This window comes from Amycolatopsis sp. NBRC 101858 (assembly GCF_030269325.1).
Classification (GTDB): Bacteria; Actinomycetota; Actinomycetes; order Mycobacteriales; family Pseudonocardiaceae; genus Amycolatopsis; species Amycolatopsis ponsaeliensis.
Window position 1 is genome coordinate 1,999,072 of record NZ_BSTD01000001.1, and the last position, 25,027, is coordinate 2,024,098.

The 25,027-nt window shown below is 70.1% G+C and carries 23 protein-coding genes and 1 tRNA gene; 11 read left to right on the forward strand and 13 right to left on the reverse strand.

All coding sequences use genetic code 11. From position 1 onward, the window contains the following. Positions 1 to 251: 251 nt before the first annotated feature. The 3 genes from QSK39_RS09670 to QSK39_RS09680 form a co-directional block, all read right to left on the reverse strand. Complete coding sequence (locus QSK39_RS09670; protein WP_285477270.1) at positions 252 to 2,114, reverse strand: ArnT family glycosyltransferase; 1,863 nt, start codon at positions 2,112 to 2,114, stop codon at positions 252 to 254. 89 nt (positions 2,115 to 2,203) lie between these two features. Further along, a complete protein-coding gene (locus tag QSK39_RS09675) occupies positions 2,204 to 3,715 on the reverse strand; it encodes a sensor histidine kinase (protein ID WP_285477271.1) in 1,512 nt (503 codons plus the stop codon). Next, positions 3,693 to 4,442, reverse strand: coding sequence for a response regulator transcription factor (locus QSK39_RS09680; RefSeq protein WP_276585749.1), 750 nt, complete (start codon positions 4,440 to 4,442; stop codon positions 3,693 to 3,695). Before QSK39_RS09680 ends, QSK39_RS09675 begins: the two co-directional genes overlap by 23 nt. Before the next feature lie 175 nt (positions 4,443 to 4,617). On the opposite strand from QSK39_RS09680, the gene QSK39_RS09685 reads away from it, so the two are divergent. The 4 genes from QSK39_RS09685 (at position 4,618) to QSK39_RS09700 (ending at position 7,480) form a co-directional block, all read left to right on the forward strand. Continuing rightward, positions 4,618 to 5,271 (forward strand): hypothetical protein, encoded by a 654-nt coding sequence (locus QSK39_RS09685; protein WP_285477272.1) that lies wholly within the window; start codon positions 4,618 to 4,620, stop codon positions 5,269 to 5,271. Between the two features lie 175 nt (positions 5,272 to 5,446). Beyond that, entirely contained in the window at positions 5,447 to 6,607 is a 1,161-nt protein-coding gene (locus QSK39_RS09690; RefSeq protein ID WP_285477273.1) for a sensor histidine kinase, read from the forward strand. Further along, the gene (locus QSK39_RS09695; RefSeq protein ID WP_284747407.1) at positions 6,604 to 7,275 is read left to right on the forward strand and encodes a response regulator; all 672 of its coding nucleotides are present in this window, start codon (positions 6,604 to 6,606) and stop codon (positions 7,273 to 7,275) included. The genes QSK39_RS09690 and QSK39_RS09695 overlap by 4 nt, the downstream gene beginning before the upstream one ends. 4 nt (positions 7,276 to 7,279) lie before the next feature. After that, positions 7,280 to 7,480 carry a hypothetical protein gene (locus tag QSK39_RS09700; protein ID WP_285477274.1) on the forward strand — a complete coding sequence of 67 codons (201 nt, stop codon included), beginning with the start codon at positions 7,280 to 7,282 and terminating at the stop codon, positions 7,478 to 7,480. Here the strand turns inward: QSK39_RS09700 and QSK39_RS09705 are convergent. Then, positions 7,470 to 7,916: a nitroreductase family deazaflavin-dependent oxidoreductase gene (locus tag QSK39_RS09705; RefSeq protein ID WP_285477275.1), complete on the reverse strand. Its 447-nt coding sequence runs from the start codon at positions 7,914 to 7,916 to the stop codon at positions 7,470 to 7,472. The two genes, QSK39_RS09700 and QSK39_RS09705, sit on opposite strands and share 11 nt — an antisense overlap. Positions 7,917 to 8,042: 126 nt before the next feature. Here QSK39_RS09705 and QSK39_RS09710 point away from each other — a divergent pair, with 126 nt between their 5' ends. After that, a complete protein-coding gene (locus QSK39_RS09710; protein ID WP_285477276.1) occupies positions 8,043 to 8,714 on the forward strand; it encodes a TetR/AcrR family transcriptional regulator in 672 nt (223 codons plus the stop codon). 13 nt (positions 8,715 to 8,727) lie between these two features. Here QSK39_RS09710 and QSK39_RS09715 read toward each other — a convergent pair whose 3' ends face one another. Further along, positions 8,728 to 9,318, reverse strand: coding sequence for a TetR/AcrR family transcriptional regulator (locus QSK39_RS09715; protein ID WP_285477277.1), 591 nt, complete (start codon positions 9,316 to 9,318; stop codon positions 8,728 to 8,730). A 51-nt stretch (positions 9,319 to 9,369) separates the two neighbouring features. On the opposite strand from QSK39_RS09715, the gene QSK39_RS09720 reads away from it, so the two are divergent. Continuing rightward, entirely contained in the window at positions 9,370 to 10,887 is a 1,518-nt protein-coding gene (locus QSK39_RS09720) for a 3-hydroxyacyl-CoA dehydrogenase (protein WP_285477278.1), read from the forward strand. Positions 10,888 to 10,891: 4 nt separating this feature from the next. On the opposite strand, the gene QSK39_RS09725 is transcribed toward QSK39_RS09720, so the two are convergent. The 3 genes from QSK39_RS09725 to QSK39_RS09735 form a co-directional block, all read right to left on the reverse strand. After that, entirely contained in the window at positions 10,892 to 11,419 is a 528-nt protein-coding gene (locus QSK39_RS09725; protein ID WP_284747401.1) for a L,D-transpeptidase, read from the reverse strand. A 144-nt stretch (positions 11,420 to 11,563) separates the two neighbouring features. Further along, positions 11,564 to 14,392, reverse strand: a complete 2,829-nt coding sequence (locus tag QSK39_RS09730; RefSeq protein WP_285477279.1) for a PQQ-dependent sugar dehydrogenase — start codon at positions 14,390 to 14,392, stop codon at positions 11,564 to 11,566. Between the two features lie 111 nt (positions 14,393 to 14,503). Beyond that, positions 14,504 to 15,160, reverse strand: coding sequence for a L,D-transpeptidase (locus QSK39_RS09735; protein WP_285477280.1), 657 nt, complete (start codon positions 15,158 to 15,160; stop codon positions 14,504 to 14,506). 108 nt (positions 15,161 to 15,268) lie between these two features. On the opposite strand from QSK39_RS09735, the gene QSK39_RS09740 reads away from it, so the two are divergent. Continuing rightward, positions 15,269 to 15,790: a GrpB family protein gene (locus tag QSK39_RS09740; protein ID WP_285477281.1), complete on the forward strand. Its 522-nt coding sequence runs from the start codon at positions 15,269 to 15,271 to the stop codon at positions 15,788 to 15,790. A 114-nt stretch (positions 15,791 to 15,904) separates the two neighbouring features. After that, positions 15,905 to 16,414 (forward strand): hypothetical protein, encoded by a 510-nt coding sequence (locus tag QSK39_RS09745; protein ID WP_285477282.1) that lies wholly within the window; start codon positions 15,905 to 15,907, stop codon positions 16,412 to 16,414. Here the strand turns inward: QSK39_RS09745 and QSK39_RS09750 are convergent. Continuing rightward, positions 16,404 to 17,294 carry a serine/threonine-protein kinase gene (locus QSK39_RS09750; RefSeq protein WP_285477283.1) on the reverse strand — a complete coding sequence of 297 codons (891 nt, stop codon included), beginning with the start codon at positions 17,292 to 17,294 and terminating at the stop codon, positions 16,404 to 16,406. The two genes, QSK39_RS09745 and QSK39_RS09750, sit on opposite strands and share 11 nt — an antisense overlap. An 8-nt stretch (positions 17,295 to 17,302) precedes the next feature. Then, positions 17,303 to 18,994: an HsdM family class I SAM-dependent methyltransferase gene (locus QSK39_RS09755; RefSeq protein WP_285477284.1), complete on the reverse strand. Its 1,692-nt coding sequence runs from the start codon at positions 18,992 to 18,994 to the stop codon at positions 17,303 to 17,305. A 77-nt stretch (positions 18,995 to 19,071) separates the two neighbouring features. On the opposite strand from QSK39_RS09755, the gene QSK39_RS09760 reads away from it, so the two are divergent. Both QSK39_RS09760 and QSK39_RS09765 read left to right on the forward strand, forming a co-directional pair. Continuing rightward, positions 19,072 to 19,827 (forward strand): PP2C family protein-serine/threonine phosphatase, encoded by a 756-nt coding sequence (locus QSK39_RS09760; protein ID WP_285477285.1) that lies wholly within the window; start codon positions 19,072 to 19,074, stop codon positions 19,825 to 19,827. A gap of 44 nt (positions 19,828 to 19,871) precedes the next feature. Next, a tRNA-Ser gene (locus QSK39_RS09765) sits at positions 19,872 to 19,956 on the forward strand. A 1,503-nt stretch (positions 19,957 to 21,459) separates the two neighbouring features. Here the strand turns inward: QSK39_RS09765 and QSK39_RS09770 are convergent. Further along, complete coding sequence (locus QSK39_RS09770; protein ID WP_285477286.1) at positions 21,460 to 21,831, reverse strand: hypothetical protein; 372 nt, start codon at positions 21,829 to 21,831, stop codon at positions 21,460 to 21,462. Positions 21,832 to 22,336: 505 nt separating this feature from the next. On the opposite strand from QSK39_RS09770, the gene QSK39_RS09775 reads away from it, so the two are divergent. Next, the gene (locus QSK39_RS09775) at positions 22,337 to 22,606 is read left to right on the forward strand and encodes a hypothetical protein (protein ID WP_285477287.1); all 270 of its coding nucleotides are present in this window, start codon (positions 22,337 to 22,339) and stop codon (positions 22,604 to 22,606) included. Between the two features lie 89 nt (positions 22,607 to 22,695). Here the strand turns inward: QSK39_RS09775 and shbA are convergent, their stop codons facing one another. Both shbA and QSK39_RS09785 read right to left on the reverse strand, forming a co-directional pair. Next, positions 22,696 to 23,484, reverse strand: a complete 789-nt coding sequence (gene shbA, locus QSK39_RS09780) for an RNA polymerase sigma factor ShbA (protein ID WP_285477288.1) — start codon at positions 23,482 to 23,484, stop codon at positions 22,696 to 22,698. Next, positions 23,477 to 24,352 (reverse strand): hypothetical protein, encoded by an 876-nt coding sequence (locus QSK39_RS09785; protein ID WP_285477289.1) that lies wholly within the window; start codon positions 24,350 to 24,352, stop codon positions 23,477 to 23,479. Before QSK39_RS09785 ends, shbA begins: the two co-directional genes overlap by 8 nt. Positions 24,353 to 25,027: the final 675 nt, after the last annotated feature.

Below are 25,027 nucleotides of genomic sequence, written 5' to 3' on the forward strand. Positions count from 1 at the left end.
TTCTGTCGGCCGACCGGCCAAGATCCCGGCCGCGGGCGCGTGCAGCTGCACGGGCTGTAGTCCCTCGTCGTTACCGACAGCGTGATCATCACTGAGTGCTATTCACCGGAACCGAACAATCGTTCGGAATGCGTCGCTCATCGAGATCACACTCGAACAGGTGTGCGCCCTCCGCCGTTATCGCACCGGCCTCGAATCCGCGAATGATTCCTCGACTGTTAACACGCCTGAAACAATCGGCCGAATTTCGATCAGCCGACAGATTTCGTGAGGTCGTAAGTCGTCGTGCCGCCGACGGTCACCGGCGCGAAGTTCTGCTCGACCCACGCCTGGATTTCGCCCGAGGTACCGCGGCCGCCACCGAAGCCGCCCCGCCCGCCGGCGACGAAGTAGTGGATGTCGCCGGCCGCGACGTACTGCTGGAACCGCGCGAGCGTCGGCGCCGGGTCACTGCCGCTGAAGCCACCGATCGCGAGCACCGGACGTCCGCTCGACAGCGCCAGCCCGGCCGACTGCATCGCGCCGCTCTGCGCCGCGGCCCACTTCGTCGTCGTGTTCTTCAGCAGGTCGATCACCGCCGTGTCGGTCTGCCCCTCGCCGAACCCGCCTCGCGCGCCGAACCCGCGCCCGCTCGCGGCGGCCGGGCCGGACGACGGCGTGCCGCCGGAGTGCGCGGTCGCCGCCGTGGCCAGGGTGAAGGACGCCGTCCCGAGCAACGCGCCGCAGAGGCCGACGACGGCCACCGCCGGGCCGAAGCGCCGGAGCCGGTCGGCGCCGAAGAGCAGCGCCAGCACCCCGGCCGCGCCGAGCACGAGCAGCGCGTAGCGGATCCACGGCTGCCAGTCCGGCGTGCGCGCGAGCAGCACGAAACCCCAGACCGCGGTGACCGCGAGCAGGACGGCCAGCACCGCGCGGGCCGCGAAGTTCGCCCGGCCGTGCCACAGCTCACGCGCGGAAATCCCCAGCGTGGCCGCGATTCCCGGGGCCAGCGCGACCGTGTAGTACGGGTGGATGATGCCGCTCATGTAGCTGAACACGAGTGTCGTGACGACCAGCCAGCCGCCCCAGAGCAGCAGTGCCGCGCGAGTCCGGTCGGTGCGGGGCGCGCGCCGGGTGAACCACAGCCCGGCCACCAGGCCGAGCACCGCGGCCGGCAGCAGCCACGAGGCTTCGCCGCCGAACTCGCCGCTGAACAGCCGAGTCAGGCCGGTTTCCCCGCCGAAGCCCCCGAAGCCGCGGCCGCCGGCTCCTCCCGGCGGCGCCCCGGTGCCGCCCCGGCCTTCGCCGAAGATCCGGCCGAGGCCGTTGTAGCCGAACGCCAGTTCCAGCACGGTGTTGTCGGTCGAGCCGCTGATGTACGGCCGGTCCGCCACCGGCCAGAGCGCGACGACCGCGATCCACCAGCCGGCCGAGACGAGCACCGCACCGGCCGCGGCGAACAGCTGGCCGATCCGGCGGCCGAGCGACGTCGGCGCCGCGACCGCGTACGCCAGCACGAACGCCGGCAGGACGAGGAAGGCCTGCAGCATCTTGTCGAGGAAGCCGAACCCGACCGCGACCCCGGCGAGCAGCAGCCACTTCGTGCTCGCGTGCTCCAGGGCGCGCACGACGCAGTACGCGCCGGCGACGAGCAGCAGCACGAGGAAGGCGTCGGGGTTGTCGTAGCGGAACATGAGCGCGGCGACCGGCGTCAGCGCGAGCCCGGCCCCGGCGAGCAGGCCCGCACCCGGGCCGGACAGCCGTCGCACGGCGAGGTAGAGCAGGCCCACCGAGGCGACGCCGGCGAGCGCGTTCGGCACGAGCAGGCTCCAGCTCGAGAAGCCGAAGAGCCGGCCGGACAGCCCCATGACCCACAGCGAGAACGGCGGTTTGTCGACGGTGACGACGTTGCCCGGGTCGAGTGAACCGAAGAACAGTGCCTTCCAGCTCCACGTGCCGGCCTGGGCGGCCATCGCGTAGAAGTCGTTGGCCCAGCCCGTTTTCGCCAGGCCCCAGAGGTAGAGCAGCCCGGTGCCGGCCAGCAGCGCGGCGACGGAAGGCTTGACCCACCGCGGTTTCCGGGCGGCCTCGGGAGCGGGCTGGGCGTGTTCGGGCGCCGCCAGCGTGGTCGTCATGATCCTCACCGTGTCGGCACCGCATGTGGTGAACTTGTGCCGAAGCTGTGCGTGCGCTGTGCATCGGCCCCGATCGGGTGCGACCGTCGTCACTCCGGGGCCGGCGCCTCCGGGAAGGTGATCTCGAACTCCGTGCGCCCCGGCCGGCTCTGCACCGCGACCCGGCCGCCGTGCGCCGCGACCACCGCGGCCACGATCGCCAGCCCGAGACCCGTGCTCCCCGCCGCCCGCGAGCGCGAGTTGTCGCCGCGGGCGAAGCGCTCGAAGATGTCCGGGAGGATGTCCGGCGGGATGCCCGGGCCGTCGTCGGTCACGCGGAGGCGGAGTACTCCGTCCGAAGTGGACAGTGAGGTGGTCACCGTCGTGCCCGCCGGGGTGTGCGTGCGCGCGTTGGCCAGCACGTTGATCACCACCTGGTGCAGCTGGCCCGCGTCGCCGAGGACGCCGATCGGCTCGCCGGGGACGTCCATCAGCCACTTGTGGCCCGGGCCCGCGACGTGCGCGTCCGCGACCGCGTCGGCCACCAGCCGGCACAGGTCCACCCACTCGTGCACCACCGGGCGGCCGGAGTCGAGGCGCGCGAGCAGCAGCAGGTCCTCCACCAGCGTCGTCATCCGGCGCGACTCGGACTCGACGCGGCTCATCGCGAACGCGACGTCCGGCGGCACCTGCTCACCGCCGCGGCGGGTCAGCTCGGCGTACCCGCGGATGGCCGCCAGCGGCGTGCGCAGCTCGTGGCTCGCGTCCGCGACGAACTGGCGGACGCGGTTCTCACTCGCGTGCCGCGCGCTCAGCGCGTTCGCGACGTGCTGGAGCATCCGGTTCAGCGCCGAGCCGACCTTGCCGACCTCGGTGCCCGGGTCGGTGTCGGCCTCCGGGACCCGTTCCGACAGCGCGACTTCACCGCGGTCGAGCGGCAGTTCGGAGACGCGCGTCGCGGTCGCGGCCAGCCGGTCGAGTGGTTTCATCGTGCGCCGGATCGTCGCCGCGCCGACCGCGCCGGCCACCAGGATCCCGGCGAGCGCGACGCCGCCGAGGATGAACCCGAGCCGCCAGAGCGTCTCGTTGACGTCCTTCAGCGGCAGGCCGATGACGGTCTTCTCGCCACCGGGCGACATCGTCGAGACGACGCGGTAGTCGCCGAGGCTGCCGCCGAGGTCGATGCTGCGCTGCTTCCCGTCGGACGGCACCGCCAGCAGCGCCAGCACCTGCTCCGCCGGGATGGATCGGAACGGCGGCTTGCGCTTCGACGGCGCGCCGACGCTGGAGTCGAGCACGCTGCCCTGGGCGAGCGGGCCCTTTTGGACGACGGCGAGCGTCCCGTCGCCTTGGCCGAGCGCGCGCAGGGGGTCCGGCGGCGGGGCGTCGCCGTACGGCCAGGTCGACCGGTCCGGCGCGTGCGCGGCGCGGTCGGTCGCCGCGGCCAGCCGCTTGTCCTGCTGGCCGACGAGGAACTCGCTCAGCGCGAACTCCGTGACCACGCCGACGACCAGGCACACCAGCGCGAGCAGCGCGGCGAGCTGGACGATCAGCCGCCGTCGCAACGACCACGGCCGCTGCGCCCGGAACCCCCGCCGCTCAGCCCGCTGGCTTGAGGACATACCCGGCGCCCCGCATGGTGTGGATCATCGGCTCGCGGTCGGCGTCGATCTTCTTGCGCAGGTAGGAGATGTAGAGCTCGACGATGTTGGCCTGACCGCCGAAGTCGTAGCTCCAGACGCGGTCCAGGATCTGGGCCTTCGACAGCACCCGCTTCGGGTTGCGCATGAGGTAGCGCAGCAGCTCGAACTCGGTCGCGGTCAGCGGCACGAGGTCGCCGCCGCGGTGCACCTCGCGGCTGTCTTCGTCGAGGGTGAGGTCGCCGACGACCAGCTGCGACCCGCTCGCGCCGGTCACCCCGCCGGCCCGGCGCAGCAGCGCGCGCAGGCGCAGCGCGACCTCTTCGAGGCTGAACGGCTTGGTGACGTAGTCGTCGCCGCCCGCGGTGAGCCCGGCGATGCGGTCCTCGACCGCGTCCTTCGCCGTCAGGAAGAGCACGGGCAGGTGTGGTGCCTCGGACCGCATTCTCCGCAGGACTTCGAGGCCGCTGAAGTCGGGGAGCATGACGTCGAGGACGACGGCGTCGGGGCGGAAGTCGCGCGCGATCCGGACGGCTTCCGTGCCGTCACCCGCGCTGCGCACCTCCCAGCCCTCCATGCGCAGGGCCATCGACACGAGCTCGGCCAGCGTCGCCTCGTCGTCGACGACGAGGACCCGCACCGGGCTCCCGTCGGCGCGGCGCAGGTCGGCCTTGCCGGGGCCGGGTGACGTGGCGTTCATAGCGGTCATAGTGCCATCTTCTCGGCGGCTCATCAGTGGTCACTGTGCCCGCGCTGTGCGTTTCCTGTGAGAGTCCTTCGTTCGGGTAAGGGAGCCACAGCGCGTGCTGACGCCCCGCACAGCTCAAACACAGCCTCGGCGGCGAATCTGGCCTGGACCAGTGTGGGTACCACCGGAGGACACGATGACGACCGAGCCGACGCCGAACACGCCGCCCGAGGGCGGCCCGGCACCCGCCGCGAGCACCCCGGCCCCGGCCAACTGGGGGGACCCGGGCCCGGCCGCACCGAAGAAGGGCTGGTCCGGCAAGAAGACGGCGATCGCGGCCGGCATCGCGGTGGTCATCGCGGCCGGCGGCGGCGCGGCGATCTGGGCGGGCACCAGCAGTGCGGACAACTCCGCCCAGCAGGGCCCGGGAGGCTTCGGCGGCCCGGGTGGCGGCCAGTTCCCCCGCGGCGGCCAGGGCCAGGGCTTCCCGGGCGGCGGTCCCGGCGGCGGGATGGCAGCGCTGCGCGAGGCCCTCCACGGCGATTTCGTGGTGTCGAACGGCAGCGGCGGCTACACGACGGAGCGGCTCCAGACGGGCGACGTGACGGAGCTGAGCGCGACCTCGGTGACGCTGACGAGCAAGGACGGCTACAAGCAGACGTACACGCTCGACGGGTCGACCCAGAAGACGGGCGACGTGAAGCAGGGCGACACGAACGTGACGGTGGTGGCGAAGGTGGACGGCCAGACGGCGACGGCGACGTCGCTGGGCCAGGCGCTGCAGGGCGCCGGCCAGCGCCAGCCGGGCCAGCGCCGCGGCGGCGACTACTCGGCCCGCCCGACCAGCTGACCGAGCGCCCCGGCGGCCTTCGGTGCGGCTGACGCGCCGAGGGCCGCATCGGGACGTTCGGCCTCACCCGGCCACTGACCCTCCCGACCGGGAGCGTCCCGGTGCCGCGTCCCCCTCCCGCCGCATCGGGGCGTTCCCGCCCACCGCACCCTTCGACTAGGGCACAGTTGCGGGTGTGCCCGACATCAGCGGATCCCTGCGGCGCCAGTCGCTGCTGGTCGCGCTGGTCTGCATCGTCTGCGACGCCGCCCTCTTCGGCCTGCGCGCCCAGGCCCAGCTCGGCGAAACCGGCTGGCGCGCCTGGGCCGTCCTCCTCGGCGGGATCGCCGTCAACGCCGCCCTCGCCGGCCCCGCGCGGTACTCCGGCTGGGTCGCCCTCGCGCACGCCCTCCTCTTCGCCGGCTCGCCGCTGCTGCTCTGCACCTGCCAGGGGTACGTCGTCGGGAACAACGCCGGCATCCTGATCGCCGGCTACCGGGCCGGGGCCTGGCTGCGCCCGAAACCCGCCGTCCTCGCGCTCCTCGCCCTGCTCGCCGGCGTCGTCGCCGGGTGCATCGAAGGCGGCGGGCGCACCGCGTCCGACTGGCGGCTGATCGCCATCAGCGTCAGCGTCAGCGGGCTGCTGCCGTGGCTGGTCGGCCGGTACACGACCGCCCGGCGCGCCTACATCGCCGATCTCGAGCGCGAGGCGGACGAACGCCGTCAGCACGAAGAAGAGGCCGTCCGCAGGGCCGTCACCGAAGAGCGCACGACCATCGCGCGCGACCTCCACGACGTCATCTCCCACCACGTCAGCGCCATCGGCGTGCACGCCGGCGCGGCCCGGCTCGGCCTGCCCGACGGCGACTCGCCGGTGCGCAAGTCGCTCGGCGCGGTCGAGTCCGCCAGCCGCTCGGCGATGGCCGACCTGCGCCGCCTGCTCGACCTCCTGCACGCCGAAACCAACGCCGAACAGCCCGGCCTGGACAACCTCGACGAGCTCGTCGAGACCGTCCGCGCGGCCGGCCTGCCGACCCGGCTGACCCTGCGCGGCGAACCCCGCGAGCTCCCCGGCTCGCTCGACGTCGCCCTGTACCGCATCGCCCAGGAGGCCCTGACCAACGCGCTGCGCCACGGCACCGGCCCGGTCGAAGTGGAGCTGACCCACGGCCGCACCGAGGTCGTGCTCACGGTGACGAGCGGCCTGCGCCCCGACCGCACCACGCAGAAGGAGCACGCGCACCGCGGCCTGGCCGGCATCCGCCAGCGCGTCACCCTGTTCGGCGGCCAGGTCTCCTACGGCGAAACCGGCGAGCACTGGCAGCTGCGCACGACCTTCCCGGTGGAGAGCACATGATCCGCGTCCTGCTGGCCGACGACCACGCGATGTTCCGCTCCGGGATGCGCGCGCTCCTCGACACCCAGCCCGACTTCACCTGCGTCGGCGAGGCGTCCGACGGCCGCGAAGCCGTCGCCGAGACCGCCCGCCTGCGCCCGGACGTCGCGGTCCTCGACGTCCGGATGCCCCGGCTCGACGGCCTCGCCGCGACCGAGGCGATCCTCGCCGCGCCGGGCAACGACACCCGCGTCCTCGTGCTCACGACCTACGACGCCGACGAGTACGTCTACCGCGCGCTGCGTGCCGGGGCGAGCGGGTTCCTGCTGAAGAGCCTGGCGCCGGAGGAGCTGGTCGCGGCGATGCGGGTGGCCGCGCGCGGCGACGCGCTGATCGACCCGTCGGTGACCCGGCGGCTGGTCGCGAAGTTCACGTCGGTGCTCGAACCCGCGGCCGCCGAACCACCCGAGCTGGCCCGGCTCACCTCCCGCGAGCGGGAGGTCCTGCTGCTGATCGCCAACGCCGGCAGCAACGCCGAGATCGCGCGGCAGCTGCACGTCGGCGAGGAGACGGTCAAGACGCACGTGTCGCGGGTGCTGTCGAAGCTCGGGCTGCCCGACCGCGTGCACGCCGTCGTCTACGCCTACAAGCACAAACTCGTCCCGGACGAGCGACCCGCCCTAGACTGACCCGATGAGGCGCTGGATCACCTTCGCGGTCGGGGTCGTGCTCGTGCTGGTCGGCGCCGTCTGGGTGCTGCAAGGCGTCGGCGTGATCACCGGCAGCTTCATGACCGGGCAGAAGCTGTGGTTCCTGATCGGCCTGGTCGCGTTCCTGGTGGGCGTGGTCCTGGTCGCGGCGAACGTGACCAAGCGACGCAAACCTACTTCGTGAAGATCTCGAAGACCGGGTAGCCGGGCGCGATCTCGCGCAGCTTCTCGTCCGAGGCCTTCGCGTCGACGCCGTCGAAGAACACGCCGACCTCGAACTTCCAGCGCTTGAGGTAGGGGCGCAGGATGGCCGGCTTCTCGTCGTCGCCCAGCTCGCGGAAGGTGAACTCCTCGACGCGGCGCCCGACGCGCAGCGTGCCCTGGCCGGCGGCGCGCAGGTTGCGCACCCACTGCGTCTCGCCGCGCGGGGCGACGAGGTAGCGCACGCCGTCGACGGTCAGCAGGTTCACCGGCACCGACCGCGGCTCGCCGCTCTTGCGCCCGACGACGGTCAGCACCCGGCTGCCCCACACGCTGAAGCCCATCCGGGTCAGCTTCGCGACGGCCTCGTTGAAAACGTTGGTGGCCTTCTTCGGCTCGATGTAGCGGGCGGCGGTCATGGTGTCCTCCGAAGTTTGGGAGAGCAGTGCTCTCGGTTAAGAGCAGTGAACACTAGAGCGCTGCACGCTGTCAAGAGCACTGCTCTCTATTTTGTGCGCCGCTCTCGTCATGGCACACTGATCCCCATGACCGCGACCCGGACCGCGCGCGAACGTGCCCGCGCCGAACTCACCCAGGAGATCAAGGACGAGGCCCGCCGTCAGCTCGCCGAAGTCGGCGCGCACGGGCTTTCGCTGCGTGCGGTGGCGCGGGAGCTGGGCATGGTGTCGTCCGCGCTGTACCGGTACTTCCCCAGCCGCGACCGGCTGCTGACCGACCTGATCGTCGACGCCTACAACGCGATCGGCGAGGCGGCCGAGCAGGCCGACCCGGGCAAGGGCGCCCCCCGCGACCGGTGGCTCGCGATCTGGCAGGCGACCCGCGAATGGGCCCGCGCGCACCCGCACGAGTACGCGCTGATCTACGGCTCGCCGATCCCCGGCTACCAGGCCCCGCAGGACACGGTCGCGCCCGCGGCCCGCGTCGCGCTGGCCCTGGTCAAGGTGCTCACGCACACCGAGCTGCGGGAAATCGACGGCGACGTCCCGCCCCAGCTGCGCGCCCAGGCCGAGACCCTCACGAAGGTCCTCGGGATCGTCGCCGGCCCCGAGACCGTGGCCCGGCTGCTCATGGCGTGGACCCAGCTGTTCGGCGCGATCAACTTCGACCTGTTCGGCCAGTACGTCGGCAGCGTCGACCCGGCCGACGAGTTCTTCGCCCACTCGGCGAAGCGGATGGCGGAGTTCGTCGGCCTCTGACGCGGCCAGGTCTCTAGCGCAGCCAGGTCCGCAGCAGCAGCTCGACGGCGTCGGCGATCACCGTGTCGCTCGTGCCTTCCGGGCTCAGGTAACGCTGCCGGAGCAGGCCGTCCTCCAGCGCGTGGACGATCAGCGCGAGGAACGCCGGGTCGGCCGGCGGCGCGACACCGCGGGCGGCGAACGTCGCACGCACGCTCGCCTCGATCAGCTCGCGCGCGGCCCGCTCGTTCGCGCCGGCTGACGGCCGGGCCTCGGGGTTGCGCAGCGCGTACAACGTCAGCTCGGTGCGCAGCGCGAACCACTCGGGCAGGTGCTCGGCCCGCGCCGCGTGCCACTCCTTGAGCCGCGCCATGACGTCGCCCTCGAGCGCGGCCACCTCCACGGCCTCCTGCGAGCGGCGCTGGGCCAGCAGCGCCACGACCAGCTCGTGCTTGTCCTCGAAGTTGCCGTAGAACGCCCCGCGCGTGTAGCCGGCGCGGTCGGCGATCTGCTCGACCGACGTGCCGTTGACCCCGCGCTCGGCGAACAGCTCCGCGGCCGCCGCGAGCAGCCGGTCCTTCGTCCGTTCGCGGCTTTCCGCCCGCGTCAGCCGCTTCCCCGTCACGGCCGAGACGGTACCGTCGGCCAACGGCATCGGCGGGAAGGCGGGCACGACGTGACGGGGTGGGCCGGGAAGGTCGGCAGGATCCGGGTGATCGGGACCGGGGTGATGGGCCGCGGGATCGTCCAGCTCGCCGCGACCGCGGGGGTGACCGTCGAGCTCGCCGACGTCCGGCGCGAGGCCGTCACCGAAGCGATCGACTACGTCGGCGCGATGGCGGACAAGCTGGCCGCCAAGGGCAAGCTCGACGACCCGCAGGCGGTCAAGGACCGGCTGGTCGCGGTGGACGCCCCGGACGCGCCCGCGGACGGCGTCGACCTGGTCGTCGAGGCCGTGCGCGAGGACATCGCGACGAAGCGGGCCCTGTTCGCCGGCCTCGAGCGCGTCTGTCCACAGGAGACGATCTTCGCCACGAACACCAGCTCGCTGTCGGTCACCGAGATCGCCGCCGAGCTGGCCGACCCCGGCCGGCTGATCGGCCTGCACTTCTTCAACCCGGTGCCGCTGATGCGCCTGGTCGAGGTGGTCCCGGGCGCGCGCACGCACGACTGGCTGCCCGCCGAGGCGCTCGAACTGGTCAAGGGCTGGGGCCACGAGCCGGTGCTCGCGAAGGACGCGCCGGGCTTCCTGGTCAACCACGCCGGGCGCGGCCTGAACACCGAAGCGCTGCAGATCCTCGCCGAGGCGCTGGGTGAGCCGGCCGACGTCGACCGCGTCGCGCGGGACGTGCTCGGCCTGAAGCTCGGGCCGTTCGAGCTGCTCGACCTGACCGGCCTCGATGTGTCCCACGCGGTGCTGGAGAGCATCTGGAGCGGCTTCCACGGCGAACCGCGGCTGCGGCCGTCGTGGCTGACGCGGCCGCGTGTCGCCGCCGGGCTGTTCGGGCGCAAGAACGGCGAAGGCTTCTACTCCTACACCGAGGGGAAGCAGCAGGTCCCCGAGGAGCCGGCGGCACCGCCGAAGCCGTCGAGCCCGGTGTTCGCGGCGGACGAGCACCTCGGCCGCGTGCTGTCGGCGGCCGGCGTGCAGGTGGTGTCGGACGCGTACCCGGACGCGGTCCTGCTCGTCCCGCTCTACGGCGAGTCCACAGTGGACGCGGGCACGCGCGCGGGCCTGCCGCTGGACCGCGTCGCCGGCGTCGATCCCCTGGGTGGTTACGAACGGCGCCTGACGATGTCGGTCCACCCGGGCCTGGACCCGGCGGCGGGCCGCGCGGCCTGGGGCGCCCTGGCGGCGACGGGCAGGCCGGTGACGGTGGTCCGCGACGGCCCGGCCCCGATCGCCCAGCGCCTCCTGGCGTCCATCGTCAACACGGCGTGCTTCATCGCGGGCCAGAACCTGGCGTCCCCGGACGACATCGACACGGCGGTCCGGCTGGGACTGGGCTACCCGCGCGGCCCACTGGCCTGGGGAGACCTGGTGGGCGGCGACATCGTGCTGCGCATCCTGCGCGGCCTGGCGGCCTCCACCGGGGATCCGCGCTACCGGCCGAGCCCGTGGCTGACCGAGCGGGTGGCGCTCGGCATGCCACTGGCGTCGACCGGGACGACACCGGCGGACCTGCGTTCCTGACCGGTCAGCGGACGACCTGGACCTCGTCCCCCTTGTCCAGCGAGGAGAAGAACTTCAGCGACGCGCCGGCGGAGAGGTGCACGCAGCCGTTCGAGTACTTGCTCAGGCTGCCCTGGTGGAACGCGACACCGTTGTAGAAGAACACGGAGTTCGGCATCGGCGCGTTGTCGAACTCGCGGCTCAGGTGCATCTTCTCCTTGTAGAGCACGTGCCACGTGCCCACCGGCGTGGTGCTGCCCTTCTTGCCGGGCATGATCTTCACCGGACCGTAGACGATCTTGCCGTCGTCGAGCAGCCAGGCCTGCTTCTCCGAAAGGGAAACACAGGCCTTCGCGGTGATCGTGCACGGAACACCGGGCGCCACCGAGGGTTTCGGCGTGCTGGTCTCGGAAGGCGTACTGGTCTCCGAAGTGGACGGCGAAGGCGTGCCGGCCGCCAGCCGAACGTCCGCGGTCTGCCCCGCCGAACAGGCCGTCAGCACCGCGGCCACGACCAAAGTGGACAGACCGGTCAGCGCGCGCCGGAATCGCATGTGTTCCCCCAAGAATCCGTGGTTCCCCTTCTCTGCCAGTCAAGACGCGCGACCCACGACGAGGTTCCCCGAAACGCGACGCGGGCCGCCTCCGGAATCCCGGAGGCGGCCCGCGCCTTTCAGTTCACTCCCTGACGTTCACCGTCACCAGGGGCGGTCGACCGCCCCCGTCGCCGGCGTGTACGTGATGTAGCCGCCCTGGAAGTCGCTGCGGTACACCCCGTTCGTCACGTACTCGTCCGTCGTCGGGTACTTCAGGTACGACCGTTCCCAGCCGAGTGCCGCCCAGCGCTTGCGGATCTCGCCCTTGATCACGTGCGCGCCCGTCGCGTTCGTGAAGTAGATCGAGTGGCCGAGGCTGAAGTGGTTGAACCGGCCGACGCCGTCCGGCGTCCCGTCCTCGTCGTTCGTCGGGTAGCCGAGACCGCGCTCGTACCCGTACGCCGCCCACTTCTTCCGGATCTCGCCGTAGATCGCGTGCGCGCCCGTCGTGGGCGTGTAGTAGATCGAACCGACGTTGGCGCCCTTGAGGAAGTGGTTGAAGCGGCCGACACCGTCCGGCGTCCCGTCCTCGTCGTTCGTCGGGTAGCCCAGCAGCGCGCCGTAGCCGAGCGCCGCCCACTTCTTCCGGATCTCACCGTAGATCGTGTGCGCACCCGTCGCGGCGGTGTAGTAGATCGAGCCCACGTTGCCGTTGTTGACGAAGTCGTTGAACTGCGCACCGTCCGTTGTGGACGCGGTGTCGGTCGTCGGCGGGCCGAGCTTGGTGAGACCGCCGACGGCGAGGTACTTGTCCAGCACCGGACCGGTGAGGAACTTCGTCCCGCCCACGACACTCCAGTACAGGCGCCCGTTGGCGTAGGCCCGGTAGTGGACGATGCCGTCGGTGACCTCGGTGCCCGTCGGCGCCCCGAGCTTCGCCCGCAACGCCGCGTCGGCGTTGTAGCGCTGGTCGATCGGGGTGTCGTAGTTCGCCGTCAGCGTCAGGTCGCTCGTGCCGACCGTGACGACCCAGGTCGTGTCCGTCGGACCGCCCTGCCAGCCGGTGAACTTCGAGACGCCGTCGGTGCCCAGCGGCGCGGCCTCGACGTCGAAGCTGGCGCCCTCGGTCACCAGCGCCGTGTTGACGCCGCCCTCGACCGGGATGCTCAGCGCCGCGGGCTGCGTGCTGAGCAGGGTGATCCGGTGCTGGCGCGGCATCGCCGTGTACGTCTTGGACGTGGTGACGCCCGCGCTGTCGGTCACCGTCGCGGTGAACTCCATCCGGGAGTCCGGGTGCTCGGTGAACGGCTGCGCGAAGCTCGCCCCGGTGCCGCCGGCGCCGGGGTGCGAGTGGCAGGTCGCCTCGCTCGGGCAGTGCCGGACCGCGGTGGTCCACGTGACCGGCAGCGTGCCGTCCTCGGCGTCCGTCGCGGTGGCGCTCAGGCTGACCTGCTGGTTCACCGCGAACGTCGCGGTGTCCCCGGGCGTGGTCACGGTCAGCTGCGGGGTGTGGTTGCCGGGCGCGACCGCGATGGTGGCCGAACCGGTGGCCCCCAGCGGGTCCCGGACCGTCAGCTTCGCGGTGAACGACTCGGTGCCCGCCGCGTACTGGTGGGTGGTGGTGGGACCGGCGTCGGCCGCCGTGGTCCCGTCACCGAAGTCCCAGTCGTACTTCAGCAGGTCGCCGTCGTAGTCGACCGACGTGGAGCCGTCGAACGACACCGTGCGGGTGTCCGGGTCGGTGGTCGAGGTGGCCCTCGCCTCCGGCGCGGTGTTGCCCGACGAGTAGCTCAGCCGGCGCAGGTTGCCGCTCAGGATGTCGGCGTAGACGATGTCGCCGTTCGGCGCCGCCGCGAACTTCGTCGGGCCGCCGATGCCGGTGAAGACCGGCGGGTTCTCCGGAGCCTGCGTGAGCTTGCCCTGGTCGTCGTAGCGCAGCGTCCAGATCTTCTGGCCGACGTAGTCGCCGAAGAAGTACGAGCCGCGGTAGGCCGCCGGGTAGCTGGATCCGTTGTAGACGATCCCGCCGGTGACGCTGTTGCCCTGCATGGGGCCGCTGCCGTGCTGGTACTCGAAGATCGGGGCCTGGTTCGCCACGCCGGCGCAGCCTGCGAGCGCGCTGTAGCCCGGCGTCGGGTGGTTGCCCTCCCAGCAGGGCCAGCCCTGGTTGGAGCCGCGCTGGACGACGTCGACCTCTTCCCAGGTGTTCCAGCCGACGTCACCCGCGACCGGCAGGCCGGAGTTCTGGTCGATGGTCATCCGGAACGGGTTGCGGAACCCGCGGGCGAAGACCTTGCTGGCGGTCGACGCCGGGTTGGCGGCGTCGTAGTACGGGTTGCCCGGCACGCCCTTGCCGTCGGCGGCCAGGTGGAAGATCTTGCCGTACGGCTGGTTGATGTCCTGCGAGCGCAGCGCGCCCGGGTCCACCTTCGTGAAGTCGCCGTTGTCCCCGATGGACAGCCACAGTGTCCCGTCGGCGGCGGGGATGACGCCGTTGATGGCGTGGACCTCGGAGATGCCCGGCACCTCGAACAGCGTCTGCTCACCGCTCAGCGACGCGGGCGCGCCGGCCGCGTCCAGGCCCACGGTGAACTTCGAAAGCCGGAAGACGAAGCCGCCGGTGACGTTCAGCGAGCGCGTGAGGTAAATCGAGTGCGACGTCGCGTAATCCGGTGCGACGGCCAGCCCGACCAGCCCGATGTCGCTGATTTCGCGGGTCGGCAGCGTCGCGATGGTCCGCGGTGCCCCGCTGGTCGGGACCCACTGGACGCGGCCGTTCTTCCCCGTGGCGAGAACGGACTGGTCCGGCAGGTACGCGAAGTCGGTGAGCTGGTAGTTCCCCAGTCCGGTGCTGCTGTCCTGCAGGACGAACCCCGGTGGGAGTGTCGTCGCCGCTGCCGCCACCCCCGTGGTCACGACGGGCAGCAGCGCCCCTGTCAACACTGCCGCCACGAAGGCGTGACGTAGTGCTCTGAGCTTTCCCAAGGCCATTTGGCCCCCCTTCCCAAGCGATCACTTATCGCCTGAGCAGGGGGGCCAGTTGCACTCGGCCGAGTGATTTTATCTGTTTGTAACCTACTGTCCGTGTTGGCTTATCGGTGGTTACGGGACAACCTGCACGACGTCACCGATGTGCAAGGTGTTGAAGAACTTCAGGGACGCGCTCGCCGACAGGTGGATGCAGCCGTGCGAGTACACCGAGAGGCTGCCGGTGTGGAAGGCGTCACCCGGGTAGAAGAACACCGAGTTCGGCATCGGCGCGTTGTCGAACTCCTTCGACAGGTGCACCTTTTCCTTCGACAGCACGTGGAAGGTGCCGGTCGGCGTCGCGTAGCCCTTGCGGCCCGGCAGCATCGGCACCGGCCCGTAGACGACCTTGCCGCCCTGCAGGATCCACGCCTTGTGCGCGGAGATGTCGACGCAGGCGGCGGTGCCCGATGAGGCGGCCGCGGCGGCACACGGGACGCCGGGGTTGGCCGCCGGAGCGACCGGCTTGGGCTTGGGCTTCGGCTTGGCCGTGGTGCTGGTCGGCGCCGGCTTCGTGGTCGACGGCGTCGGCGTCGGCGTCGGCGTGGCGCTGGTCGTGGTGGTCGGCGCCGCGGTGGTGCTCGAAGTCGTGGGCGCCCCGCCCCCGGTACCGGCGGCCGCGACGCCCCCGCCGCCGGCGTTCGGCGCCGCGGGTGCCGTCCCGCCCCCGGAGCAGGCGGCCAGCACGAACGCGGTGGCCAGCGCGGCCGCTCCCGCCAGAAGCCTCTTCACGATCCGTTACCCCCATGTTCGATCATCGCTTGTGGACACCCGTAAAGACGGCGGTCACCCGTTCGAGGTTCGTCCGGGAAGGTCACGATTTGGGTAGAACATGAACCCATGGTGATCGTTTCCCCGTACAACCCGGCGTGGCCCGCGCTCTTCGCCGCGGCCCGCACCGAAATCCTCACCGCCGCCGGCGGGCGGCTGACCGAGATCGAGCACATCGGCAGCACGTCCGTGCCCGGCCTGGCGGCCAAACCCATCATCGACATCGCCGCGCTGGCGCCGGACCTCGACGCCGTCCCACCCGAGTTGTTCGACGGCCTCGGCTACCGCGCCGAGGACTTCGGCGCGCCGGGCCGGCTGCTGTTCGTCCGGCGCGACGGCGACGTCCGCACCCACCACCTGCACATCTTCCCGCCGGGCAACTGGACGCACAACAAGGAGCGGGTCATGGCCGCCCACCTGCGGAAGTACCCGGAAGAGGCGCGCCGCTACGGCGAGCTGAAGCAGCGGCTCGCGGCGTCCGGGATGACCGGCGACGCCTACACCCGGGCCAAGACCGCCCTCATCCAAGAACTGTCCGACGCGGCCCGCGCGGAACGCGGCCTGCCGCCGGCGCCGGTCTGGGAGGAATAGCGCCTCCACCCCCGGGTTGATCCCCGGTTCCACCCGGGCCCGGTCCCCACGCCGACGATTCCGCCCCGCCGTTCGCCGAAGCTGGGAGCACCTCGAAAACCAAGGAGCCCCGAAATGCCCAGCGCAGCGAACGTCCTGCTCTACGCGGTCATCGCCGCCTACGTCCTCTACAAGGTCGTCTACAAGCAGGTCCGCGGCACGCTGCTCGACCGCAAGACCCTGGTCGTGCTGCCGCTGATCCTGGTCGCCGTCGGCGTTTACCTCGTCGCGAAGGCGCTGCCCGGCGCGTCGCCCGCCGAGCTCGGGCTGCTCGGTGCCGACCTCGTCGTGCTCGCCGGCCTGGGCGTGCTGCGCAGCACCACCACGACGCTCACCGAGCGCGACGGCACCACCTTCCAGAAGGGCTCGGTCGTCACCGTCGGGCTGTGGCTGCTGACCATCGCCGTCCGGGTGGGGCTCGTCGCGCTGGGCAGTGCGCTCGGCGTCGCCGGTCCGCTGACCACGGCGTCGATCGCGCTCACCCTCGGCGTCAGCATCGCGGTGCAGAACGCGACGACCTACTCCCGCATCCAGCGGCGCGGCCTGCCGCTCGCCGACCGGCGGCCGGCCGCGCTCAGCCGCTGACGCGCCCCAGCATCCGCGCGTACATCCGGCCCGGGCTGGGCACCGACGGCGGCACCAGGAACCCCGGCAGCGGCGGCAGCTCGCCGACGAACGCGCCGAGCCGGTCGTACAGCGCGGCCGCTCCGGGCGGCCGCGCTTCGGGGTCCTTCGCCAGCGTCTCGGCGAGCAGCGCGTTGAGCTGCTTCGGGACCCCCACGACCGGCGGCGGCAGCTCCTTGACCTGCCGCTCGAACACCGCGTAGGCGGTCGGCCCGTCGAAGAGCCGCCGCCCGGTGAGCATCTCGTGCAGCACGCACCCCAGCGCGTACAGGTCGCTTCGCGGTTCGGCGCCGCCGCGCTGGATCTGCTCGGGCGCCATGTACGACGGCGTCCCCAGCAGCTGCCCGGCCCGCGTGAACTGCGCGGCGTCGGCCTCGCGCAGCACCGCGAGCCCGAAGTCCATCACCTTGACGCCGCCGTCCGGGCCGAGCATCAGGTTGGACGGCTTGAGGTCGCGGTGGCACACCGCGAGCGCGTGGGCGGCGGTCAGCACCGCGCACGCCTGCGCCGCGATCGCCGCGGCCCACGGCACCGGCAGCGGCCCGTGCTCGGCGAGCAGGTCGGCGACCGTCACGCCGTCGACGAACTGCATGACCTGGAACAACCGGTCGTCGTGGGTGCCGTAGTCGTACAGCGTCGGCACGCCGGGGTGGTCGAGCGTCGCCAGGATCCGTGCTTCGCGCGCGAAGCGGGCCTCGAGCTCTTCGTCGCGCCCCGGCAGCCTGAGCAGCTTGATCGCCACGCGCCGGCCGAGCCGGCGGTCGTGCCCGCCGTGCACCGCGCCCATCCCCCCGCGCCCGAGCGGCAGCTCGTCGAGCTCGTAGCGGTCGGCGATCAGCATCCGTTCCCCTATCGGCCCGGGATGAGCCGTCCTTCGACAAGTCCCGCGAAGCCTAGCCGGACCAGCTCACGGCCCGTTTCCGCCGTCTCGCGCAGGACCGCGTCGAACTCGGCGAGCCGCCGGAAGACCTGGCCGTATTCCCGCTGAACGGTGATCGAGCACCGCGGAATCCGCACGCGCCGTCCGTCGATGCGCGTCGACGCGGACGCGGCGGGCAGGTCGGCCGCGCGCAGGCAGCCGGCCAGGAAGTCCGCGTCCAGCCGGTCCGGGTCGACGCGGTACACGGTGAGCCCCGGCCCGACCGGCTCCGACGGTCCACTGTGGACGTACGCGATCCCGGTGACGGACGCGACGACGTCGCCCGTTTCGGCGCTCGGGTGCTCGGCGTCGGTGCGGGCCGCGTGCTTGACCTCGACGACCCCGGCCTTGACCAGCTCGCCGATCGTGGTGAACGCCGCTTCGGTGTCGGCGGCTTCCAGCGGCGGCAGCCGCGGCGCCAGTTCGGCGAACCGGCCCCGCACGACCTGGAACGCCTGGCCGAGGTCCTCGTCCCGGCCGCGACGCCGGGCCGGGGTGAGGTCGACGTCGTCGTCGAGCAGGTCGATGATCCGGACGCCGGATTCGGGGTGCTCGCGGAAGTCCTGCCACATCTCGTCCACTGTGGACAAGTCCTCGCCCGCCTCAGCCAGCAGCACGGTGGACGGCGGCCGCTGCCCCGGCACCGGCCGCCGCAGCAGCCAGAGGTCGGGACCGGCCGCCGTCAGCGTGACGACCGCGCGGACCGCGCCCGCGCGCAGCAGGTTGCCGCGGATGCGCTTCCCGCTGCGCCGCCCGGCCGCCGCGCCCGGCATCAGGATCGCCACCGCACCACCGGGTTCGACGTGGGCGAGGCAGTGCTGCACCCACGCGAGCTCGGGCTCGCCGCGCGGTGGCAGGCCGTACTCCCAGCGCGCGTCGCCGACGAGCTCATCGTGTCCCCAGGCCCGTTCGTTGAACGGCGGGTCGCACAGCACGGCTTCGGCAGCCCGGCCGGCGAAGGCGTCTTCGCGCAGCGCGTCGACCGCGTAGACCTCGGCCTCGATGCCGCGCAGCCGCAGCCGCAACGTCGCGATCGAGGCCGTCATCGGGTCACTGTCCTGGCCCAGCACGGTTTTCGCGCCGCTCGCCAGCGCGAGCGCGCCGAAGCCGCACGCGGGGTCGAGGATCGTCGAAACCGGGCCGGTGAGCCGGGCCATCAGCTCGGCGACCGGCTCCGGCGTGGCCGACAGCCGCCGCGAATGCGCCTCGAAGTACCGGCGGCACAACAGTTCGAACGACTCCAGCGGCCCGGCGCGGTGCGTCATCTCGCTGAGCAGGGTGAGCAGCTCGGGGTCGTCGAGCTTGCTGTCGAAGGTGTCGAGGACCCCGGCCTGGAAGGCGAAGAAGACACCCGCGCGGCTCACGCGCTCGGCGAGGTCGAGGTCGTCGCCCAGGGCGCGCAGGCGCTGCCACGCGCGTTCGCCCGCGGACAGCTCGAACTTCTTGCCCCGGGCGCGGAACCAGCCGGCGACGGCGGACAGGCCGAACAACGGGCTGGACGCCGTGCCGCCGACGGGCGGCGGGAAGTCCGGGTAGCGACGGCGCCAGTTGCTCACCGCGGCCCGGCCGACCCCGGCGAGCCGCGCGATGTCGGCCGCGCTGACCGTGGCGTCGTCGTCCATGGCGGGCACTCTATCGGAGAGTGCTCCATTCAGCTGAGTTGCTTGTGAACTCAGTCAACCAATGCTTTCATGGGGGCATGACACACGATCGGTACGTCCTGCGGTACGCCGCGGGGTCGGACGTCGGCAAGCGACGCCAGGTCAACGAGGACTCGCTGTACGCGAGTTCCCGCCTGCTCGCCGTCGCCGACGGCATCGGCGGCCAGCCGCACGGCGAAGTCGCCAGCGCGACCGCGGTCGACGTGCTGCGCGAGCTCGACGTCGACCTCCGGCGGGTGGACCTCACGGGCGTCGATCTGGCGGCAACCCTGGCCGGCGTGGTCAAGTCGATCGACCAGCGACTGACGGAGGTCGCTTCGAACGAGCCGGCGACCGTGGGCATGGGCACGACGCTGACGGCACTGATGTTCGACGGCGTCGAGTTCGCGGCGGCCCACGTCGGCGACTCCCGCGGGTACCTGCTGCGCGAAGGCGGCCTGCGGCGGCTGACCCGCGACCACACGCTCGTGCAGGCCCTGGTCGAGGACGGCCGGGTCGCGGCCGAGGACGCGGACTCGCACCCGCGGCGTTCGCTGCTGATGAAGGCCCTGCAGACGACGGGCTCCAGCGACCCCGACATCTGGACGTTCAAGGCGAAGCCGGGCGACCGCTACCTGCTCTGCTCGGACGGCCTGAGCGGCCCGGTGACCGAGGCGACCATGCGCGACGTCCTGGCGGCGATCAAGGAGCCGGCCGACGTGATCCCGGAGCTGATCCGCCTGGCCAACGAAGGCGGCGGCCCGGACAACATCACGTGCGTGGTGGCCGACATCGTGCCGGCCCCCGGCAGCTGACCCACCTTCGAGTCCCGGGACACCCATCCGGTATCGTCTCCCGCGGAGGATTGGCCGAGCGGCCTAAGGCGCACGCTTGGAAAGCGTGTTGGGTTCACGCCCTCGCAGGTTCGAATCCTGTATCCTCCGCCGTTTGATCAGGCAAAACGCCGGGTGCCCCGCTTCGGGACACCCGGCGTTTCCGTCTTAGTCTCAGTTCCAGTCTCATTTGCCACATGAGGCCGTCATCCCGGCGGAGCACCACTCAGCTCCGAGCTTGACGCCACATAGCCCGGCCGAGTGTCCACATGTGACACAGCGTGAACTGCGCCGATGCCTTGTTCATGCAAGCCTGCAGTATTTCGGGGCGTGCAGTCACACCCGGGAACCGATGGTCGGCACAGTAGATCGGGAACGCTGGAACGCAACCAAGCGTTGTATGAGCCGAGCAGTGTTGGGCCTTCGACAAAAGGGCATTGCGAGCGGTTTTATGATCACTTCGCAGGTAAGGCAAGCATCACCAGCCGTATTCGCAAGTGGTCCGATCGTGGCGTCCAGCAGCAAGCAGATGACTTCGAGTGACAGTTCGATGCCGAAGCTTCACGGTTGCGTTGGATGTCCTTGACCAGCAGTGATAGTAGGATGCATGTGCACATGCACTCGCAACACAGAAGACGAGGAGGGCGGATTCGCCACGAAGGGCAACCAGGGAAGCGACTGCCGAGTAAGTCTTCCTTCTCGCCAAGAAATATGCTAAATGGGTCAGACGACAGATGAGCCCTGGACTGCGGCGACACGGAAAAATCTCGCTCACTAGCCCCTCCTGAGTGAAATCCCACCGAGAAAGATCAATTTATCTCGTCTCGACCACGGCTTTTGAAGCCGCAAACCCACTACCTGGCGTTAATGTGGCGCACATCACAGTCTTAGAGTTAGGGTGAAGCGAGGATCATTACGTACCGTCGCTACTCGCATCGAGAGGGAGGCCTCGTTCGGGTGTCCACCCCGACCGCAATGTTCACCGCCACTCGACGGCGGTGACGGGCTAGGCTCTCCCTGGGCCATAGCCCGAAATCGAGAAGGCCGGACTCCGCTGGAGCCCGGCCTTGGTACCTCTCGATGCATGACTGTTCGAGCGCTGCCGGCGTCTCGGACGGTATGCCCGACTGCTGTTGCTCCCCTGACAGCCGTCAGGCATGAGCCCGGTTCCCAGTTGCCCCTGGGACCGGGCTCCCTGCCGTTCGGCTTAGACCTAGCAGAGTCGCAGCCCTAACCGTCGTTGTTACACGCACCTTTACTCCCTCCGGGTGAAGAAGGAGCGCGGTCACTGTAGACAGAAAGTCGTCGAGAAACCAAGCAACGGAAGTCAGGTCAGGACCTAGGTCCCACCGATTCCGCGAGACCTGCCGCGTCGGCCGAATCCGGGCGCAACCTCGCGGAACGCGCCGACCGCACGGAAAGTCGCCCTTCCTCTTCCGGTACGAGCGTACCGGAAGAGGAAGGGCGGACGTGTTCATTCTTGTCTGGTTTTTGTCCTATCCGGTGTCGAGATCCCGATGCGTGGGACACCCGATCGGCCGCATGCGGGCCACGAAGAAGGCCCTGGAGTTCTCCGGACGGAGAACTCCAGGGCCTTGTGGCAGCAGGACAGCCTCAGCCCGGCTTTCCGCCACGCCGGCGGAGCAAGCTCAAGGACAGGCCCGCAGTGCCCACCATCGCAAGCCCACCGAATGTGCCCGTCATCCATCCGGGCGCATCGGCCATCAGGCACAACCAGCCCCCAGTGAGGCCTGCGACACAACTGGCGAACACGACGATGAGGATCAGAAGACCGACGTTGCGGTCCGACCCCTTGGCGGACAGCCTCACCGTCGCACCCTTGGGGCCGACCATGAAAGCCGACTCCAGCTCCATCTGCTGCAGGTCCATGAGCGCGTTCGCGTTGCCGCTGGGGTAGTCCGGCTCCTCCTGGGTCAGGTCGCCGACCCGCTCCCCCGATGCTGCCGCCTTCTTCTTCTCCTTCATCGAGGAGCCCCTCTCGGTCACCCGTGCTGACTGGCCGGCGCAGGCCAGGTCTCTCGCGGGCCAGTCTATACCCGTATGAATGAAAGCTGTACGCAATGTGCTGACATGACTGATTGAAAGTCGCTTCATGTAAAGCTCACGTATGTGCATCAGTGGGCACCCCGTATTGACAAGGTGGTACTGTTGAGCGCACAGTAGACGCACTGCTGAAGAGACCAGACAGGCAGGTGAGCCGAATGTGATCACCTAGTATCAGATGCAGCTTCGCGAGGTGAAGTCGTGTCACCTCGCGTACCGTCGTCGTTTCGGAAGCGGGTAAACAAACCCACGACCCGTTCAGACGGACAAACAGAATATGTAGCTCGCGTGCGCGAGCCACGAGGCGACTGGTCAGCTGCGAAGGCGGCGAGGCCTGATTTTCTGTGTCTGGAGCTTGGTGACCGGAAGGGCAAATCCGGGAATCCAAGTGGGTGTGGTGGGGAATCATCAGGGGAAGGTAGTAATGATGGCGTCCAAGAGTTCTGGACCCCTGGCCGACCAGAAGACCGGTACCGGCAGCGGCAACGGCGCGCTGGAGCGCGTCACTGTCAACCTCACACCTCGAGCCGTGCGGGCACTGCACCAGGCCGTGAGCCTGACCGGCGACTCGAAGACCGACACGATCAACCGGGCCCTTCAGCTCTATGCCTACCTCGAAGAGGTCATGCAGGCTGACGGGACGGTGTTTGTGAAGACCGCTGACGACCCTGAACTGAAGGTTCTCAAGGTCTTCTGACTGTCGCCACCGTACGATGGAATCAAGGAATGTCCCGGCGCCCGGCAGGTGCCGGGGCATTCTGCATGAGAAACACCCTCGACTGGACATCAGAACTCCTCCTCTCGCCGAATCATGCCGCGTAGCCGGGTCAGGGCACGGTGCTGTGTGACACGCACGTTGCCAGGCGAAATGCCGAGCGCTTCGGCGGTTTCGTTGGCTGACAGGCCGACCGCGATGCGCAGCGTCAGGATCTCCTGCTGCACCTTGGGCAACGACGTGAGCAACCGGCCGAGGCGAGCACCAAGGTCAAGGTGCAGCGCACGGGTTTCCGGCTCGTTGTCGACAGCCGGCTCCGGCAGCTCGGGAACCGGCTCGCAGCGATCGCGCGCGACGGCGCGGTAGGCCTCGGCGACCTTGTTCGCCGCGATGGCGTGTATGAGGTAGAGGAACGAGCCGCCGCGGTCGTGGTAGCTCGGTAGCGTCTTCAGCACCGCGAGACAGACGTCCTGCGCCACGTCATCCGCCGACACATAAGACAGATCGTGACCACCCATGCGCGCGCGGCAGTAACGGACGACGATCGGTTCGATCAGCTGGAGCAGACGCTGGGTAGCGGCTGGGTTGCCCTCACTCGCGTCCTTCACCAGCGGGTCCAGGTCCTCTTTGGTCAGACGCCCGGATGTCCGAGTCAGCGACTTCGGAGTGCGATAGTCACGGACGTCGCCTGCGGACGGCTCGGGGCACGGCCGGGTACGCCCTGCGCGGTCGAGAACCCGGGTCACGTCGTCAGGGTCCGCTCGTCCGGCCAGCTGCCGCACCCCCCTGGTGCCGGCCGAAGAGCGATTCACCAGCGTCTCAGCACTGATCGATGGGATCACAGCCGCAGCTTCAGCCATGTCGTCCTCCTCCGCTCTCTTCCTTGGTCATCTGCTTGCGGAACTGGCTGATCATCAGCCGTACAGCGCTGGCCGTATAGGTGGTGACCTCAGTGCTGATCAAGTCGGCGATCTCACGGGACTTGTAGCCGAGCACCGAGTACGTCATGACCAGATCCACGACGTCATGGGGCACCGCATCGCCCTTGAGCACCGTGGCCAGACCGATCCGGCCGAGCGCAACCCGCTCCGCCGAGAACGTCGAGGCGGCTTCCCAGGCTCGGTCGTCGGAGACGAACAGGTCAAGGTCCGCCCTGCCGCGAAGGGCGATTTGCTTGCGACACAGGTTGGTGAAGCACAGCACGCACGCACCGATGAAGTAGGTCGACAGTCGAGCTCCTCGGCGGGGATCCCAGTGGTTGGCCTTCACGCCCTTCTCGCGAAAGAGCTCGACCCCGTCGGCGACGGTGTCGATCGCCAGGGCATTGCGCTCGTCCCGGGTGAACGGCGGCTGCGGCGGCTTGGCTGGCCGCGCCTTCCCGGAAGCCCGCGCGTAGATCTCACCGCTGACAAGCCAGGCGTTCATGACGCTGAGACCATAGCGAGCCAGGCGGTCGGACAGCTCCGACCAGATCATGCCCTCGAACCCCTCCTGCTTCAGCGCGTCCAGCAACGCGATGTCGTGGACCAGCCGCAGGTGCGGATGCTCGTCGGCCGGCCGCAAATCATCCCTGGGAACCTCGCCTTCGGGCAGCACCAATGCGAACAGGTCATGGAGTGCGAGTCGACGCCCGGAGGTCCCGCCCGTGCCGGAGACAAGGACCTCCCGCAGGCCCGGCGGTGCCGGCTTTCCCTGCGTGGCGGAGGCCGCAGGTTCCTCATCAGTCATTTGACAGGTTCCTTCACGGAGAGCCAAGTGCGGTGGCACCGAGGAGACGGCAAGACCCTCGGCGACCCGGACCACAGCCTTATAGGTGGGCCTGAACCAAAAGTGCAGAAAATTGTTCGCGCCGATGGCTGCACCGGGCCAGGTGCGCTGCCGTCATGTCGTCGTTCGCGCGCTCGATCGTCCGCTGTCACATGGTCTTGGACGCAGCACGACCTCGTGCGGATGGCTGTGTAACTCCAACGGCCCAGTGCAAACAACGCCCGTGATGACCAAACTGGACAGCCAGCTACGAGCTTGGCCAAAAAATAGACAGTTTCGCGACACCGACCCGATGATCGTTAACCCTGCTCCCGTGGAGAACTTTGAACGAGTCGAACCCTCCACGCGCAAATTGTTCCCCTATTGCCGAAAGCCGGCGGCCGGAAAAGGAATGTCGCCTCCCCACGCTTCGCCCAACTGCCGTGCATACAGTGGTCAGCGTCGGCTTCGGCGGCGCGGCGGGCTTCGTCCCGGAGGACGGCGCTACGGTGATGTCGACGTCATTGCGGCGGCAGTTGATGACGCCAATCCGGTCCATTCGCGGACATGGCAGGGCGTTAGATCGCTTGAGCGATCGCCGGGCCGGTAGACCGCGCCCTGCGGCAATGCCTTGGAGGCAGGCCTTCGCGCTGCATC